The sequence below is a fragment of the Escherichia sp. KS167_9B genome (genome assembly GCF_030295215.1).
GTDB lineage: Bacteria > Pseudomonadota > Gammaproteobacteria > Enterobacterales > Enterobacteriaceae > Escherichia > Escherichia coli_F.
On sequence record NZ_AP025754.1, the window covers coordinates 2,833,514 to 2,847,402 of the forward strand.

At 51.5% G+C, this 13,889-nt stretch carries 16 protein-coding genes; all 16 read right to left on the reverse strand.

Annotation, left to right across the window (positions count from 1 at the left end; genetic code table 11):
- Positions 1–3 precede the first annotated feature (3 nt).
- Positions 4–393 (reverse strand): hypothetical protein, encoded by a 390-nt coding sequence (locus QUE34_RS14060; RefSeq protein ID WP_001140444.1) that lies wholly within the window; start codon positions 391–393, stop codon positions 4–6.
- Positions 394–447: 54 nt separating this feature from the next.
- Entirely contained in the window at positions 448–1,662 is a 1,215-nt protein-coding gene (locus QUE34_RS14065) for a N4-gp56 family major capsid protein (RefSeq protein ID WP_000214474.1), read from the reverse strand.
- A gap of 23 nt (positions 1,663–1,685) precedes the next feature.
- Positions 1,686–2,693, reverse strand: a complete 1,008-nt coding sequence (locus tag QUE34_RS14070; protein WP_000345010.1) for a hypothetical protein — start codon at positions 2,691–2,693, stop codon at positions 1,686–1,688.
- 157 nt (positions 2,694–2,850) lie between these two features.
- On the reverse strand, positions 2,851–4,995 hold the full coding sequence (locus QUE34_RS14075) for a portal protein (RefSeq protein ID WP_000787520.1): 2,145 nt from the start codon (positions 4,993–4,995) through the stop codon (positions 2,851–2,853).
- Positions 4,995–6,701 (reverse strand): terminase large subunit, encoded by a 1,707-nt coding sequence (locus tag QUE34_RS14080; protein ID WP_286338842.1) that lies wholly within the window; start codon positions 6,699–6,701, stop codon positions 4,995–4,997. Before QUE34_RS14080 ends, QUE34_RS14075 begins: the two co-directional genes overlap by 1 nt.
- Positions 6,682–7,488, reverse strand: coding sequence for a terminase (locus QUE34_RS14085; protein WP_001086073.1), 807 nt, complete (start codon positions 7,486–7,488; stop codon positions 6,682–6,684). Before QUE34_RS14085 ends, QUE34_RS14080 begins: the two co-directional genes overlap by 20 nt.
- Positions 7,489–7,887: 399 nt before the next feature.
- On the reverse strand, positions 7,888–8,145 hold the full coding sequence (locus tag QUE34_RS14090; RefSeq protein ID WP_151673312.1) for a hypothetical protein: 258 nt from the start codon (positions 8,143–8,145) through the stop codon (positions 7,888–7,890).
- A complete protein-coding gene (locus QUE34_RS14095) occupies positions 8,142–8,639 on the reverse strand; it encodes a KilA-N domain-containing protein (RefSeq protein WP_001505200.1) in 498 nt (165 codons plus the stop codon). The genes QUE34_RS14090 and QUE34_RS14095 overlap by 4 nt, the downstream gene beginning before the upstream one ends.
- Before the next feature lie 180 nt (positions 8,640–8,819).
- A complete protein-coding gene (locus QUE34_RS28605) occupies positions 8,820–9,287 on the reverse strand; it encodes a lysis protein (protein ID WP_001082580.1) in 468 nt (155 codons plus the stop codon).
- A gap of 7 nt (positions 9,288–9,294) precedes the next feature.
- A complete protein-coding gene (locus tag QUE34_RS14105; RefSeq protein ID WP_000622438.1) occupies positions 9,295–9,429 on the reverse strand; it encodes a hypothetical protein in 135 nt (44 codons plus the stop codon).
- 14 nt (positions 9,430–9,443) lie between these two features.
- Complete coding sequence (locus QUE34_RS14110) at positions 9,444–10,010, reverse strand: phage antirepressor N-terminal domain-containing protein (protein ID WP_001056876.1); 567 nt, start codon at positions 10,008–10,010, stop codon at positions 9,444–9,446.
- 272 nt (positions 10,011–10,282) lie between these two features.
- A complete protein-coding gene (locus tag QUE34_RS14115) occupies positions 10,283–10,816 on the reverse strand; it encodes a lysozyme (RefSeq protein ID WP_032330623.1) in 534 nt (177 codons plus the stop codon).
- A 4-nt stretch (positions 10,817–10,820) separates the two neighbouring features.
- Entirely contained in the window at positions 10,821–11,036 is a 216-nt protein-coding gene (locus QUE34_RS14120) for a class II holin family protein (protein ID WP_000284510.1), read from the reverse strand.
- A gap of 77 nt (positions 11,037–11,113) precedes the next feature.
- Positions 11,114–11,359 carry a DUF826 domain-containing protein gene (locus QUE34_RS14125; protein ID WP_001290230.1) on the reverse strand — a complete coding sequence of 82 codons (246 nt, stop codon included), beginning with the start codon at positions 11,357–11,359 and terminating at the stop codon, positions 11,114–11,116.
- A gap of 40 nt (positions 11,360–11,399) precedes the next feature.
- Positions 11,400–11,579: a DUF1378 family protein gene (locus QUE34_RS14130; protein WP_000143462.1), complete on the reverse strand. Its 180-nt coding sequence runs from the start codon at positions 11,577–11,579 to the stop codon at positions 11,400–11,402.
- Between the two features lie 135 nt (positions 11,580–11,714).
- Entirely contained in the window at positions 11,715–13,652 is a 1,938-nt protein-coding gene (locus tag QUE34_RS14135; protein ID WP_137571349.1) for an SASA family carbohydrate esterase, read from the reverse strand.
- Between the last annotated feature and the right edge of the window lie 237 nt (positions 13,653–13,889).

The window sequence follows — 13,889 nt, forward strand, 5'->3', positions numbered from 1 at the left end:
TAATCAGTATCCCACCACTGTATAACGCAGCAGAACATTCAGGGTGCCGGTTGCAGCGGCAGTCTTAATGGTGACAGTAACCAGCTCCCCGTCACGCTGTGTGGTGTACGGCTCCACTGGCACATATCTGGCAAATTTTGCAGAAACAGCTTCGCTGTTATCGATGAGAACATGCTCACCGGACTTAATGCTGACGGTTGCAGTACCCAGACCGCCCGTTGAAACCAGCTGGAGTGAGTTGATACGGATGCCCACTGGCAGTGAGAGAAGATGAATAACACTGTCCGCTTCCGCAGCATTCACCGTAAATACGCCTTCTGCCACCGACTCATTACCGTGCGTACCCGTATAGACCCGTTCACTCAGTGACGGGGCAAGGATAGTCTTTGCCATAATTAATGACTCCTGAAAAAGCCGGGCGAAAACCCGGCATGGGGAAAGGAAAAATCAGAGCTTCACTGCTGTATCAACGGCAATCACACCGTGATCCTGCATCTTGCCGCTCTTCTCGGGGAAACGGATTTTTTTCAGACCGTTGATCCAGCTGATTGCTATCTCAGTACGGTTATCCATATCCGTTTTCTTCTCAACCATGTTGAAGTGACCGCCCGCCTTCTGACCGTAAGCATTTGCCAGCGCCTGAGCCCCCAGTAACATGGCGCGGTCAATATTGGTTGCAGCAGCGACCTCTTTCGTGGTTGCCGTCAGGTTATTCTCTGATACCAGAACCTTTGACCCCTGATAGAAACGGATCGGCATACCCGCATACTTACGAACCAGGATATTGCGCCACATCGCACATTCACCTTTGAACAGCGGATGATTAAAACCTTTTGCACGGTTCACGGCACGAACCATCATCTGGTTCCAGTCCTTACCGGACGTCGAGGTGTACCAGTCATTCCACTGACGCGGCGTGACGTACAGGACGTAATATGGATCTTCTCCGTGAAGTTCATCACCGGACAGACGAACCGGCTGTAACGGATGCGCCATTTCGTCAATGAACAGGGAGAGATTGTCCACCAGGCCAATAGAAAAAATATCTGCCGCTTCAATCTGCTCAAAGCTTGTCGCATCACCGCCAAAAAAGTGACGGTCATGTGTCGGAGGCAGTACATCGTTGATCATGATTTTTTTGAATTCAGGGTGCTCCGCTGTCGGCAGAATAGTGTCGTCAGCAACAAAATCACCACGAGCTCCAGCAAGATGCACTATCGCACACTGGTCCTGCAGGTCATTAAAGTACGTCCCCAGAAGCGTTCTGGCTGAGGATGCCAGGTTAAACTTCGTGCGCTGCTGACTCATACGTCCGCCTGCATCCACCAGGTGACGTCCCTGATTGATTTTCAGGGAGAAGTCAGCATGGCTGAGATCCTCACCACGACCTTCAACACGCTCATCTCCCATCGTCGGACGTTTTGAGAGTTTGTGCATGATGCTGAAGGTCACTTCATCACCGGCCTGTTTGTTAAGGTCTGTGATACGGACAACCGGCGCACCCGCGCTGGTCTGCTTCGTGCTTTTCTTGTCCGGCGAAACCGCTTTTGGCGCTTCCTGCTGTTCAGTGAGGATATTTACCATCGAGCGGTTGCGGTTGGCAGCGGTAAAAAGCGCCACCTGATACAGCTTATTCGCCTGGGCTGATGTTACAGTCGTCATTACTTCAGTTCTCCTTCAGTAAGTTACCCGAGCTTCTCCAGAAGCGCGTCTATTTCAGCATTCGTCATACCGCGCATAATCGCCTCTGCCTCTGAATGAGAAGCGCCAAGTAACCGTTCAAAATTATCACCGGTTCCGACGGAAGCCGTGGTGCCTAAATCTGACGGGGAAGCAGGTACTGCCTGCTCCTGTTCAGCGGTCTTCACTTTCTCTTCCGCCGTTTTCCGGATATCCGTTTTGTCTGCCTTGTTGTCAGCAGACGACTCACTGACTTCACCGAAAGCAACCTGCGTACGACGGGCCACTTCAGCGAAACGTTCAGTGAGCGTTTTGTCTTTCCATGCGGGGTCATTCTGGAGCTTCCCGTCGATGGATACAGCAACCGAGAAGCGATCTGGATCGGACTCCTGCCACGTTTTCAGCACCGGCACGGCATTCATCGCATCAAGAACCGGTGATAAATCCTCACCACCATTACCTTCTGCCTGCTGTGCTGATTGCTGAACACGGGACTGGAGATAGTTATTTTTACGGATGAGCGAAGCCACCGCGTCACCAATTTCCGGATACATCTCCCTGATACGGGCAATCTGCTCATCAGAAATTTTTTCGTTTTCCGGTAACGGTGTGGGCTTCATACCGGCCTGGTGGATCTGAGACGTCAGCAGTTCCACCCTGCGTTTTTCTTCAGCTATCTGCCCACGAAGAAGTGCGGCTTCCTGTTCGGCCCGTTGCTTACCGGAACGTTCAGCCTCAAGGACTTCATAGGGAATGACGTGTTTACCGTCGCGGGTGAGCACCCCCTTCGCTTCCGGCTCCTTCACGTCCTGCGTCTGCTCCACACTGGCATCCGGCGTCGGTGCCACATTGTTATCGCCCGTCTGAGTCTGTGCTTCCTCATCCGCATGTTTTTCCGTGGTATCTTCCGTCACGACGTCCTGTGCGTGACTGTCAATATCCACATCCCCAAGTCCTTCCAGCATTTTTTCCAGTTGTTCCGGGGTTTCTTCACCCGTAAATTCAAAATCCATAAATAACTCCGCATGGTCTGTTTATCGGACAGATCCGAATGGTTGAGTAAATAAGGCTTATCGCTGCCCCCGCGAATAAGCGCACCGCTCCCGGAACGCTTACCTCCGGAAACAAAAAACCCCGTACGATGACGGGGTTCAGTTGAAGCCAGAGTTTTCAGAGCGACATTTCATTCATCCGCTGTTGTAACGTATACAGCATCTGTTGCTGAAGAACGTCCTGCTCCTGTTCCATATTCTGTACGCCGGTAATGATTTCTGCCGTATGTGCCTGGTTAAGCGCATCCACATAACGCTGCCCCTGTGTCAGGGCGACTTCCCGCTGTGCACTGGCATTATCCCGTTGTGCAGCTGCATGTGCCCTGGCGGCGTCAGCTTCCAGTTTTGCCACTCTGCCAGCCATCTCGCGCATCTGGAGTTCTGCCTGTTGTTGCTGAAGTGCCTGTTGTTGTGCCGCTACTTCCTGTTCTTCCGGCGTCATTTCATCCGGTGATTTTGGCGTCCCCAGCGCAGCACGAATACGCTCAACAAACTCCTGTTTCTGCGGCACATCCAGAAGATTAACCCACAGGTCGAGCACAACAGCCTGCACCTGAGGCGGCAGCCCCTGAATAACCTCTGACATTCTCTGTGCAAGCTGTGCCTTAAACGCCGGTGTCTGCTGAACAGGCGCCAGCGCAATATGTGTATTTAACCTTGAAATATCATTGGTCAGTTCACCATTATCACCTTCAGCATTGAGGACAATGGTCTGGCGACGCTGGCGATCATCGCGATTAATCACCACTGCATGATTACGGCGTTTTTTCAGGTCATCGAGAAGATAAGCCAGCAACAGTCTTCCCACCTGCTGGCAGGCAAACTGGTAGTTATCGTTGATTTCCGCAAGGGTTGTGGCCCCCTGCTCCACCAGGTTACTGATAGCCACGCCTGACGTCGCACCTGACTCCTGCCCGAGAAATGCGGAATACACTCCCATGGTATCCTGGATAAGTTTTTCCGATTCCTGCATGACCTGAAACTGCTGGCTGGCAACCTGAAAATCCTGCTCAACCCGAAAAACATCTGCGACACTTTTCTGATTTTTTCGGACCGGATTCAGTTTAATAATGCCATCCGGACGTTCGATCTGCTCCATCAGGTCGTTGTCTGACAACTGGGTGGCATCCTCGTCCATAATCACGCGTTTGGCCTGAAGCAACCAGGTCAGCTTGATACGACGAAAATTCACCTCATCCTGTGCCGGAATGGCGCGGGAAATTAGCCCGTATGGCTCCCCGGTTTTATCCTTTCGGTATCCCCAGAAAGGAACCAGCGGAAACATCCCCTGCGGAGCACTACAGGGGCGATCCACAATAAAGTGTGGCCCGACAAACCAGGCTTCACGAATACGGCTTACCCGCCCGACTTTCACCTGAACCCGCCCGGATGCCACAGCTACCGCCTGCATCAGATTATTTTTATCAAAGGCCACCACCCGTCCATTACTGAGTTCAATCACCGGAAGACGCTCGAATGTACGGTAATAAACCACCTGAAGCAGCACACGACGGCGTTCACGCTGAAGCCATTCGTTCTGCTGTCGATCCCATGACTGATACTCTTCCCATGCACTCATCAACGGACTGGGCTGGCCTTCAGTAACCGTGGTATCGACAAAACCACGCCAGTCATCAATGGCATAATCGATAACCTGAGCCATTCCCGGGAATGTAGCTTTTGCCTCATCGGTATCCATCCAGCGGCGACGCATCAGCCATCGGCAGTCACTTAAATCAGCCTCCCGGCTCAGCCAGTCCCAGAAAACCTCATTCCGGCTGACAGTAGACACCTTAAATTCAGGCCCGAACGGATCGCTGTTTCGTCTGACCTCCACCCAACTGAGGCCCGCCTTGATTTGTTCCGCATAGGCATCAGAGCGGGCTTTATTCATATTGCCAAGGCGGCATGCATCGGCAAATTCAGCATTAATAGCTTCAGCCAGTTTTTCAGTTTCATCATCTGGCTCGTCTGACATCACCACCAGATCAGTCCGTGTTTTGGCCTCCATTCCCAGAACGCCATCGACGGTAGGCGCGATGAGGTTATGGATAGTCATCGGCTGACCGCGATCTTTCAGTACCTGAAGAACTTCCGGTGGCAACTGATCGCCATCGTAATACGCACAGGCCTTGTTTGCGGCATCACGCCATTTAGGCTGGCTGTCAATATCAGAACAAAGCGCCTGTAACTGGCGCTGAGAAAAACGCGGCGTGGCTCCATTGTCGTTTTTCGTCGCCATGGTGTTAGTTTCATTTTTCATCAGTGAGCCATCCAGTGTGTGGTTCTGCGTTTATCCGTTTTCTGTTTTACCCTCACCGGCATTCTGGCGCGCATCTCCTGGGCAATCATGTAGCTCATGAGCTGATCATCAAAGCAGCCTTCCTGTGCATTCATGGAGCCTTTCGCGTCATAAACGTAGGTGTTCATTTCCGATAATGTGCCTGACCAGCGGATCCCTGATATTCCATTATTCAGAAGCGTTTTCATTCCTTCGGTCAGAACAGGTTTGCTCTGACGGGTTGTCAGCCAGCCAAGGCGGGGCGTATCGTCGTCATATGCCTGGTCAAGATGCTGTTCGTTGTAGATATAACGTGTCGGATAGAGTTCCCGGAGTTTCAGGATAACTGCATGTCCGTGATTATTACGCTCCGGCCCCACAAACGCGTTGTTATACATACGACAGACCTGCGAAATGAGATGAGCAAAAAGTTCAGCATCGAGATGCCCGAACCAGTGAGCCACCTGCTCGCCATTACTGCGTTTGACAACATCCAGCGATGAGCGGTCTCCGTGCTCCAGCCCTTCGGCAGTATCTGCCCCACAAACATACTCTTCATCCGGATCCGGCAGTTCCCATACCAGCAGATAATTCATCAGCGTCCGCTGCAACTCGTTTTTATTTCCTTCACGCAGAGACTGAGCTTTAGTCTTCGCTCCTGTAACAGGTTCAATGTCATAAACAATCATCGGTGGCGAACAGAATGATTCTGCCTGCAACGTACTTTCGGCACTGAACACACGTCGTCCGGACGTCAGAAACGCCTCCTGTGGCGTTGAGGGAAACTCCTGCTTCATTTCCTCACGCTGTTCAGTTTCCTTATTGATGTACCACTGCTTCTGTTCATCAGTAAGCGTGATGTTCATTGCCTTCTCAACCGCAGAAAAATACGTCATTTTTTCCCGTGACAGCTTCAGCCCGCTTTCCGGCACTCTGGCGCTGTATTTAGGATCCTGCCACCAGGCGTAAAAATGGAATTTATAATCCTGTGCCGTCAGCAATAAGCCTGATGCAGTGATCTCCTGTGCACGGTTACTCATATCGTAAAAATCACCACCCACGCCTTCAGCCGTGGATTCATCAAAAATAATGCATTCATCAGAGACGGCATTAAGCGTACCAGTTCGCAGCTCTTTCGCCTTAGCCGGATATTTCGCGCAAATTTTGCCGTGCTCTGAGATATGCAGGCGCTGCACCGTACCTGAACGGAATGAGGTTGCCACCTGGATACTCGAGCCGTGACCAAACAGGATATAGCCACCGCTGGCACCGCTACGACGTTCAACGATGGTGAATGAGGCTCTCAGCCAGTCAGGGAGATGATCAAACGGTACAGCAATTTTTGTGCGGAAAATTTCACTGGCAGCCTGTTTATCCTGAGCGACGATCCCGCATTTGAGATGCGGAATGAATAATGCCTGGTCGAGAAGATAAATATCAATGGCTGTGGAAAATCCCAGCTGGCGCGCTTTCAGGATAATATTTTTATTGTGCATGCTCCGGAACAACTGGCGCTGCGCCGGTCGCATTCTGAAGGTGACCAGTTCACCTTTTTCGTTCTGTATTTTGTAGAGATGATTGAGCCGCCACCAGGGATTGCTCAGTTTAGTCATGATGAACAGACGTTGTTCAGCCTCGGTCATTTCTGACGGCTCATCACATCGCGGTTCATTCTTCCGGAATGTCATCCAGTCTCCCCGAATTACTCATTTCATGCAGCGATGACACGATGTCACTGACAGGCGTAACAACGCCCCGACGCTGGCTGGTCAGAATATCGGTTTCAGCTCTGAGTTTATCTCTGGCGGCGTTGATTCTTTCCCGGTCAGCACGAAGTTTTGGTGCTGTCTCAGCCAGGACGTCCAGCGTCAGCAATGAGCGTTCAATTGACTCGATACGGGCAATATTCCGGTCAAGGGCCTGTTCAGCTTTGAGTATTTTGTCGTAAAGAGCAACACGGGTTTCCACGTCAGTTGCCTCTTCCAGGTCGGCGAACATCCCTTTAAGTGCCTTAGTTACTGAAAGTGCGCGGGCCCGGGTGAACACCAGTTCATCGAACAGCACCATATCGGACGCATCATCCATGAGGTTATCTGCCTCAAGATACTTCGCGTATCCACGGTGTCTTACAGCGTGGGTGTTTCGCTGAGAAAAAGCGTTTGAAGGTGGTAAAAGTCGGGAACCACGAATCCGTTTCGTTTCTGCCGAATTTGCGCAGTTTTTTTCAGAGTTTTTTGCGCATTTTTCATCGCCGGAACCCGCGTCATTGCAGGGTTCTTCATCTGAGATGTCATGATCGATTTCATGATCGGTTTTATGATCAATTTCATGATCGATTTTGCCCATTTTTATACGGGTTCTGGCGGTGTTGTAATTAATCTTTTTCTTCCGGCACCAGTCCAGTAATGTTATTCCCGTTTCGGCATGTTCGCGTCGGAATGCCTGCTCCAGCTTTTTCCAGTCCAGCTTTGCCATGTCACGTTCTGACGTCCTGTGTTAAAAACTGATGCATAATGACCGCTGTGATTTTTCAGATTTCACACAGCAGCACCATATTTGATCGATATTTGCACAATGCGGTTGTTTTATCCGGTTTCTTCCACCACCGCACCGGACAGGCGGCTTCGCGGGAAATCGCTCCCATCTCGTGAAAAATGAGAAAACCCGGTGTGCATCGTTTTTGATTATCCCCGCACACTCACGCAGATAAGGTGGCTGCGGTCTCTGTTAATGCGGGAATACGGCGACGATGCGGCGCATGGCTATGTCAGGCTGAAATGCCTTTATCCGTTAAAAGGGATATCAGTTAAGTTATCCCGTGTAGGGTATAAGCCATTATCAAAGCCACTCTGTAGGGAATGGCTTTTGTAATAACTACTTCGCTTTTGCTTCCGCTCGCTTACGCCGGCACTCTTCTTTCCTCTCGGCTTTTGCCATGTCCATGAATGCCTGCATGATCGAGTTCCGCATCATGTAGCTGACAAAGTGATGATTGACACAGCCGTTGAGGCGCAGCTGCTCGCCAAACTCATCCACCGAGGCCAATGCTTCCATCATGCCCTTCTCGCCTTTCATGAACTCTGAGAAGTCGCGCCCCGCTCTGGAGGCGCATTCAATGACACGATCACTCATCCCGGAAGCCCGGGGATCGTAATCTGCAGCTGGTTAGCCAAGGAGTTAATCTCAGCGACCAACACTGGCTTCGTATAGCGCCATGCCGCGAGCCCTTGTCCACAGAAGCTCGCCATATCTTTTTTCTGATCAAACTCATGGCACTTCATATTGAGCTGCGCACTTAAGCTGTTGCGATGCTGAAGTTCTCCGGTGAAGTAGTCATCCAGGACTTTATAGGCTGCATATTTAAATCCGGGGTTTAGCCATGCTGCATAATCATAAGCAACAAACTTCCCGCCATATGTTCCACCGTGTACACCGCGCTCAGTAAAAACCACAGATTCGTGGTTTTTCTCCAGCTCGGCTAAGAACTCTTTGGTCTGCTTGTTTCTCAGGTAGTGGTATGGAGATTCAGATTCACTTTTACCACTGGCTTTCCACATATCAGTGAGGCAGATCATGCCATCTTCAGCGACACGGATTGGCTGATTGAAGAGGGTTAATGATTTCATGTCGTATACCTGTTCTTTGAAATGAACCTTTGCCGCATAGGAAACCAGCCCACCGAGGCTCGCCAGCACTAACTGGTATCCTCAAAGGCTCATTCCAAAGGGGCAGGTTCGGTGGTTATCATGCGCTGCGGTGCGCGGTGAAATTCAGATATGAAAAAGCCAGCGATCATGCTGGCTCTGTTAATTCAAGCACTGAGTGCGGATATATTCCTGAAGCGTTCTCAGTGCTGCCTGGTCGCTGATGATTCCGTCTCTGATACCGAGAACGTTTCGTCCAGCAACTGGAGAGAGTTCGACGCTGGCATCATTGCCCACGCCGGAGGTGCCGGTGGCTTCACGCACGGTACCGGGGCAGGTGGCGTTGAGCCGCAGGCGCTTACGACCAGCGGCAACATCAGCACGCAGAGTTTCATTTTCAGCTCTCGCATCGGCTAATTCCCTCGAGTATTTAGCATCAAGCGCAGCAACATCACGCTGGCGCACCTGCATATCAGTAATGGTTGCGTTTGCCAGCTCCAGCTCTCTGACTTTTTTATCTCGCTGCGCTTTGTAGGTGAGCGCGTTGTCACGGTAATGGTTTGTTGCCAGCCACAGCGCACCACAGCCAACCGCCAGGACAATAATCACCACACACAGAACACGGTTCATCTCTCTTTCACCCCACCAGTCCCGATAACGTCAGGACTCGCCAGGCGGTGGAAAAGAAAATGGCAACCAGCATGACTAAAAATGAAATGCCGACGATTACACAGAGGATCTTCGCCAGCGTTATGAGTTTATCCGATATCATTAGCCACTACTCCATCAATCCGCCTTTGTTATTTTCCCTTTGCCTGTATCAGCTAGGACAAAATCAATCAGCAGATTCGCTTCGTTTATCAATGTGCGGATTTTTGATACATGCGCGGCTTTAACCTGTTTCCACTCATTCAGCCCGGTAGCAAACACACTGGCAATGTTTTTATCCCGTTTCATGTCAGCGCAAGCCTGATTGAGTTCTTCCATCACACTCATTCGACGGGGATTAACGACAACCCCCTTCGTCCAGTATTCATAGAGAACATCGTCGCACTCTTCCTGATACTGGATTACCTTGTCGCGGATTTCAGGTTTAACTTTGTTTGAGTTGATGGTCTGAAGCCAGGCAGCCAGCTTACGCAGAGCAAGACAAGTCATTGTTTGCTCACCACCAGCAGAAGGTATTATGATTTCCGTAACGCCTTTGGCAAATCGTTGTTTTAACTTAGTAAATTGTGGAGCCCAAGCCAGCCCCATCCCCTCAACAATGGGTTTCATTGGAACATACGGTTCGCCATTATGGTTAACCACATAAAGAGAATCGCCGTGAAACGGCACGGTCATCATATTCATCGGTTATTTCCTTTTAGTGATGAACCCTGCGCACAGGAATAACCAGCCCAAAGAGGGTTAACCAGACCAGCCGGTTATCCACCAGGGCTCATCCTGAAAGGTTCTTTGGTTTATTTACGCTTGTGCGAAGCGCAGAAATGACAAAGACACCATTACGGTGCCTCAGCGTGAAACAATGTTCCTGACTTTATTCACTTAGGTTTTGCCAGTTCGCAGGATTTCGTGTTATCCGCCCGCGTTGGCCAACGTCATTTTTCAGCAAAATATTCTGCTTATCTGTCGATTCCCCAGCACGCCAGCGCACTCTCCTGGTCGCGACGGGATACCTGACCATAACAGTTATTTGAGCGGATACGGCAGTCTCTGCCACCGTCTTTAATCCACCAGCGAATCGCCTCGCATGCACCCCGGCGATCGCCTGCATTAATTCGTTTATAAAACGTCGACGGGAAACACTTACCGGGGCCAATGTTATACGGGCAGAATGACGCGATCCCCGCTTTCTGGGGTTCAGTCAGTGGCACTTTGATGTTTTTCTCCACCCATGCCAGCGCCTTATCACGCTCAATGGCGTTAACCCGGTCGCATTTTTCCTTCGACAGCTTCATGCCAGGAATAACAGGCTTACCATCCACCCGGGTGGCTCCACGGCAGATGGTCCAGATACCCGCACTATCACGGTATGCCGTGGTGTGGTTACCTTCTTTTTCATCCAGAAACTGATCCAGGATTTCAGGCGCAGAAGCCCCTGCGGCAATCAGCGCCAGAACGACAGCTGATAAACCATAGCGGAATTTCCGGCTCATCAGCTTACTCTCCCCGCGCCGCCTTACGCCGGTCCTCTCTGATTTTGAAATACAGGTTCGTCAGGTACGTCAGCAGACCAAACAGCAGACTCCCCAGCACGCCTATTGCCGCCCACTGAGACGGGGAAACCCTGTCCAGCAACTGCAGGAACCAGTAGCCCGTTCCCACCGCTGACGTGGTGTATGACACACCTGTTGTGATTTTTTCCATCTGGTACATACCCCGTCTCCCGCAATCCGGAAGCTCACAACAATAAAAAAGACCACCGGCACACACCGATGGTCCCTGACGCATGCTTACATCATCATGTCGCTGTCCGGTGTGGGGTCACCGCTATCTGAAGCACTCCCCTCACCCGCGATGCCTTCCGGCTCCGGAGCTGCCGGTGCGCCCAGCAGTTCATCCAGAATGGCATCCACTTCTGCATCAAGACGCGCTTCCAGGTTATGGCGAAGTTTCTGTTTCAGTGCGCTCCGGACTTCTTCAGAGCGCAGGACTTCCTTCACTGCTTCAGCAGTGACCAGGGATGTAATTTCTGACATGGGATTTTCTCGTCGAAAGATGTGATTAAGAAAGTTGCCGCTAAATGAGCGGCTCTTCGGGTTTGCTTCCGGCTGACTGACTGGCGCTGATTTTCTCAGCGGCCCTTTTGTCAATCTGTCTGCGCCAGACGTCACGCATGGCCCGGTATCCACCCGAAAGGAGATACAGCACACAGACCACCGTACAGAAGTACAGCATTAACTGGTTCAGAAATGTCATAATTTCTTTCCGTTATTGTTGACAATAAGAACTGTTTTCATTAAAAAACCAGAGTACGAAAGTATCGTTCCTTTATTTTTTCTCCATAGGTATCACCACCGCCAGCGTCCATTCCTGTCGCTGGCGGTTTTTTTATCATGCCGCAGTGTCTGTGCTGTTCACTTCCACCGCAATGCTGTCTATCAGTACCGGGTAAGTCGCACCTCTGGTAATGTCTGTCACATGCAGTTTATCCGCCGCAAAGGCACTGACCGGTGACTGCGTCAGCGTGAACGGTGTGCCATCCTGACCATCAATAACCGGCGTCACCTGCAGGCTGTTATTCCCGGCAAAGCGGAAAGCCAGCGTATGCCATTCGTTATCAAATGCGCCAAAGGTTCCCAGTTTCAGGTTGTTTGTCGCCACTTTCGCATTGTGGTACATCACATTCAGGTCTTTTGCATCTGTCTGGATGTAGAACGCTGCCAGCAGGTTATTCCCCCCGTCTCCGGTCAGGGCAACGCCCTGTGGCAGTGAAGATACCGGCCAGTAAAACGCCATAACATACTGGTTCGCAGCCAGCGCTCCCGAAACCTTAAAGCGGCAGCGAATCTGCCCCCCTTTCTGTAACAGAGCCGCACCGTTGCCCGCGGCGTACTCCAGCACCCAGCTGCTTTTACCGGCTTCCTTGGTCAGCTTCACTGCCTTACCTCCGGTTCCCTCCGCATCGCTGACCACTTCTGCCCTGCCGCCACTGGCTGACCATCCCTGTACTTTCAGGCTTCCCTCTGACTCGCTGGCAAGGTAAGAGAGCAGTGTTGTGACGCCTGTGGCTTCTGCACCGGAAGGCGATGACGGGCGCACCTCTGATACTGTCGATGATGCCCCCGCGTTTAGCGCCACTCTTCCCGCATGGCGCAAAATCGCCGTTGCCAGACGGTCGGAAATAATCCCGCGGCGAGCCCATGAACTGAAATGGCTCGCCCTGTCCTGTGACGTCCAGGTGGCTGAGCTGTCACGCCATTTCGAACCGTAATATCCGATACCCGGAATGTCCGGGTCTTCTTCCGGTTTGTTCGTCGGCACATTCACCCCGTTCTCATCCGTCATGAACGGTACGAAATGGATATTCTTTTCCGTTTTGTTTTTGTAGCTGCCGTACACCGTCTGGTACGTGGATTCGTTCTTCTGCTTCCAGAAATACGTCGTATCTCCACATATCCAGGGAACACCGCCAGCAGAGCCACCGACGCACTGACCTGCCATATCCGCCAGGTCTGCACGGAATTTATCAACCAGCGCACCAAACTGTGCTGCGTGATTTACCGGCGTACCGCCAAAATCAAATTCCCCCTGCATCCACACCACGGCAAGCAGCACATTTTTCGGGTTCTTCTTCAGTGCTGCTTTTGTTCGACCGATAAGGTCCTTATACAGCGGCTTGTCCACACCCCAGCGGGTTGAATTCTCCGAGGCACCACTCGCGTCACTGTATGTGCCATCGGCTCCGGTGGTGAACGCTGAACCACCACGACAGCACGGAACCAGCAGAATGCCCGCATTCGCCGGTATAAACGGCAGCAGTTTTTTGGCGATATGCAGCCCCTGCCCCACGGTTCCGTACTGCCCCTTTGACAGGTCCGCTTTCGGATGGTTAAGGCGGCTCATGTCCTGCACATCATGCAGACAATGGTCCGCCGGAATGATGTCGTTATATTTGCATACTGCACCGCCCGGTGTCACCGTACTGCGACGCGCTAACTGTTTAATACGTGGATCAGGGCTGTCGAATGTATCCGGCAATGGCAGTCCCTCACCGTATGACATACCATTGGACTGACCAGCAAGCGCGATCACATAGTAATATTCTGGCGCAACAGAAGGCGCTGAGGTCGTCGGACGGTTGCCTGGCTCCTCTGGTGATGAGATGCTCCCCTCACTCACAACTGGCTGGATGAACTCCGCACCATAACCAGCTGTCGAAATCAGCGCACTACCATAAGGCTGCCACCCTTCCTTCAGTTTTTGAGTTATTCGTTTCGCAAGGTCTGACGGCGACGCCGCCCTGACAACATCATAGTGTTTAAATGCCATGAATCCTCCCGGCCGGGATAATATTGTGAGTAAAATAAGGAGCGGGCTGAAGTCCGGAAGTTACAGGACAATGGCAGAAGGAAGACTACAGCCCGAAATACGAAAAAGGCCGCGCAGTTGCGCAGCCTTATGAATCCTGGTTAAAATGATTTCGATTATTAAAACGAGTATCTCATGCAATTGCCCGAACCCACTCGGGCTTTTTTACATGTAAAAAGGCCCCTGCTATGAGAGGCC

Coding starts and splice junctions, on each gene's coding strand:
- QUE34_RS14075 (WP_000787520.1), bottom strand. CDS start 4,995: ATGAAAAATGAAACTAACACCATGGCGACGAAAAACGACAATGGAGCC.
- QUE34_RS14070 (WP_000345010.1), bottom strand. CDS start 2,693: ATGGATTTTGAATTTACGGGTGAAGAAACCCCGGAACAACTGGAAAAA.
- QUE34_RS14125 (WP_001290230.1), bottom strand. CDS start 11,359: ATGTCAGAAATTACATCCCTGGTCACTGCTGAAGCAGTGAAGGAAGTC.
- QUE34_RS14085 (WP_001086073.1), bottom strand. CDS start 7,488: ATGGCAAAGCTGGACTGGAAAAAGCTGGAGCAGGCATTCCGACGCGAA.
- QUE34_RS14120 (WP_000284510.1), bottom strand. CDS start 11,036: ATGTACCAGATGGAAAAAATCACAACAGGTGTGTCATACACCACGTCA.
- QUE34_RS14110 (WP_001056876.1), bottom strand. CDS start 10,010: ATGAATATGATGACCGTGCCGTTTCACGGCGATTCTCTTTATGTGGTT.
- QUE34_RS14090 (WP_151673312.1), bottom strand. CDS start 8,145: ATGAGTGATCGTGTCATTGAATGCGCCTCCAGAGCGGGGCGCGACTTC.
- QUE34_RS14105 (WP_000622438.1), bottom strand. CDS start 9,429: ATGATATCGGATAAACTCATAACGCTGGCGAAGATCCTCTGTGTAATC.
- QUE34_RS14080 (WP_286338842.1), bottom strand. CDS start 6,701: ATGACATTCCGGAAGAATGAACCGCGATGTGATGAGCCGTCAGAAATG.
- QUE34_RS14065 (WP_000214474.1), bottom strand. CDS start 1,662: ATGACGACTGTAACATCAGCCCAGGCGAATAAGCTGTATCAGGTGGCG.
- QUE34_RS14115 (WP_032330623.1), bottom strand. CDS start 10,816: ATGAGCCGGAAATTCCGCTATGGTTTATCAGCTGTCGTTCTGGCGCTG.
- QUE34_RS14130 (WP_000143462.1), bottom strand. CDS start 11,579: ATGACATTTCTGAACCAGTTAATGCTGTACTTCTGTACGGTGGTCTGT.
- QUE34_RS14095 (WP_001505200.1), bottom strand. CDS start 8,639: ATGAAATCATTAACCCTCTTCAATCAGCCAATCCGTGTCGCTGAAGAT.
- QUE34_RS28605 (WP_001082580.1), bottom strand. CDS start 9,287: ATGAACCGTGTTCTGTGTGTGGTGATTATTGTCCTGGCGGTTGGCTGT.
- QUE34_RS14135 (WP_137571349.1), bottom strand. CDS start 13,652: ATGGCATTTAAACACTATGATGTTGTCAGGGCGGCGTCGCCGTCAGAC.
- QUE34_RS14060 (WP_001140444.1), bottom strand. CDS start 393: ATGGCAAAGACTATCCTTGCCCCGTCACTGAGTGAACGGGTCTATACG.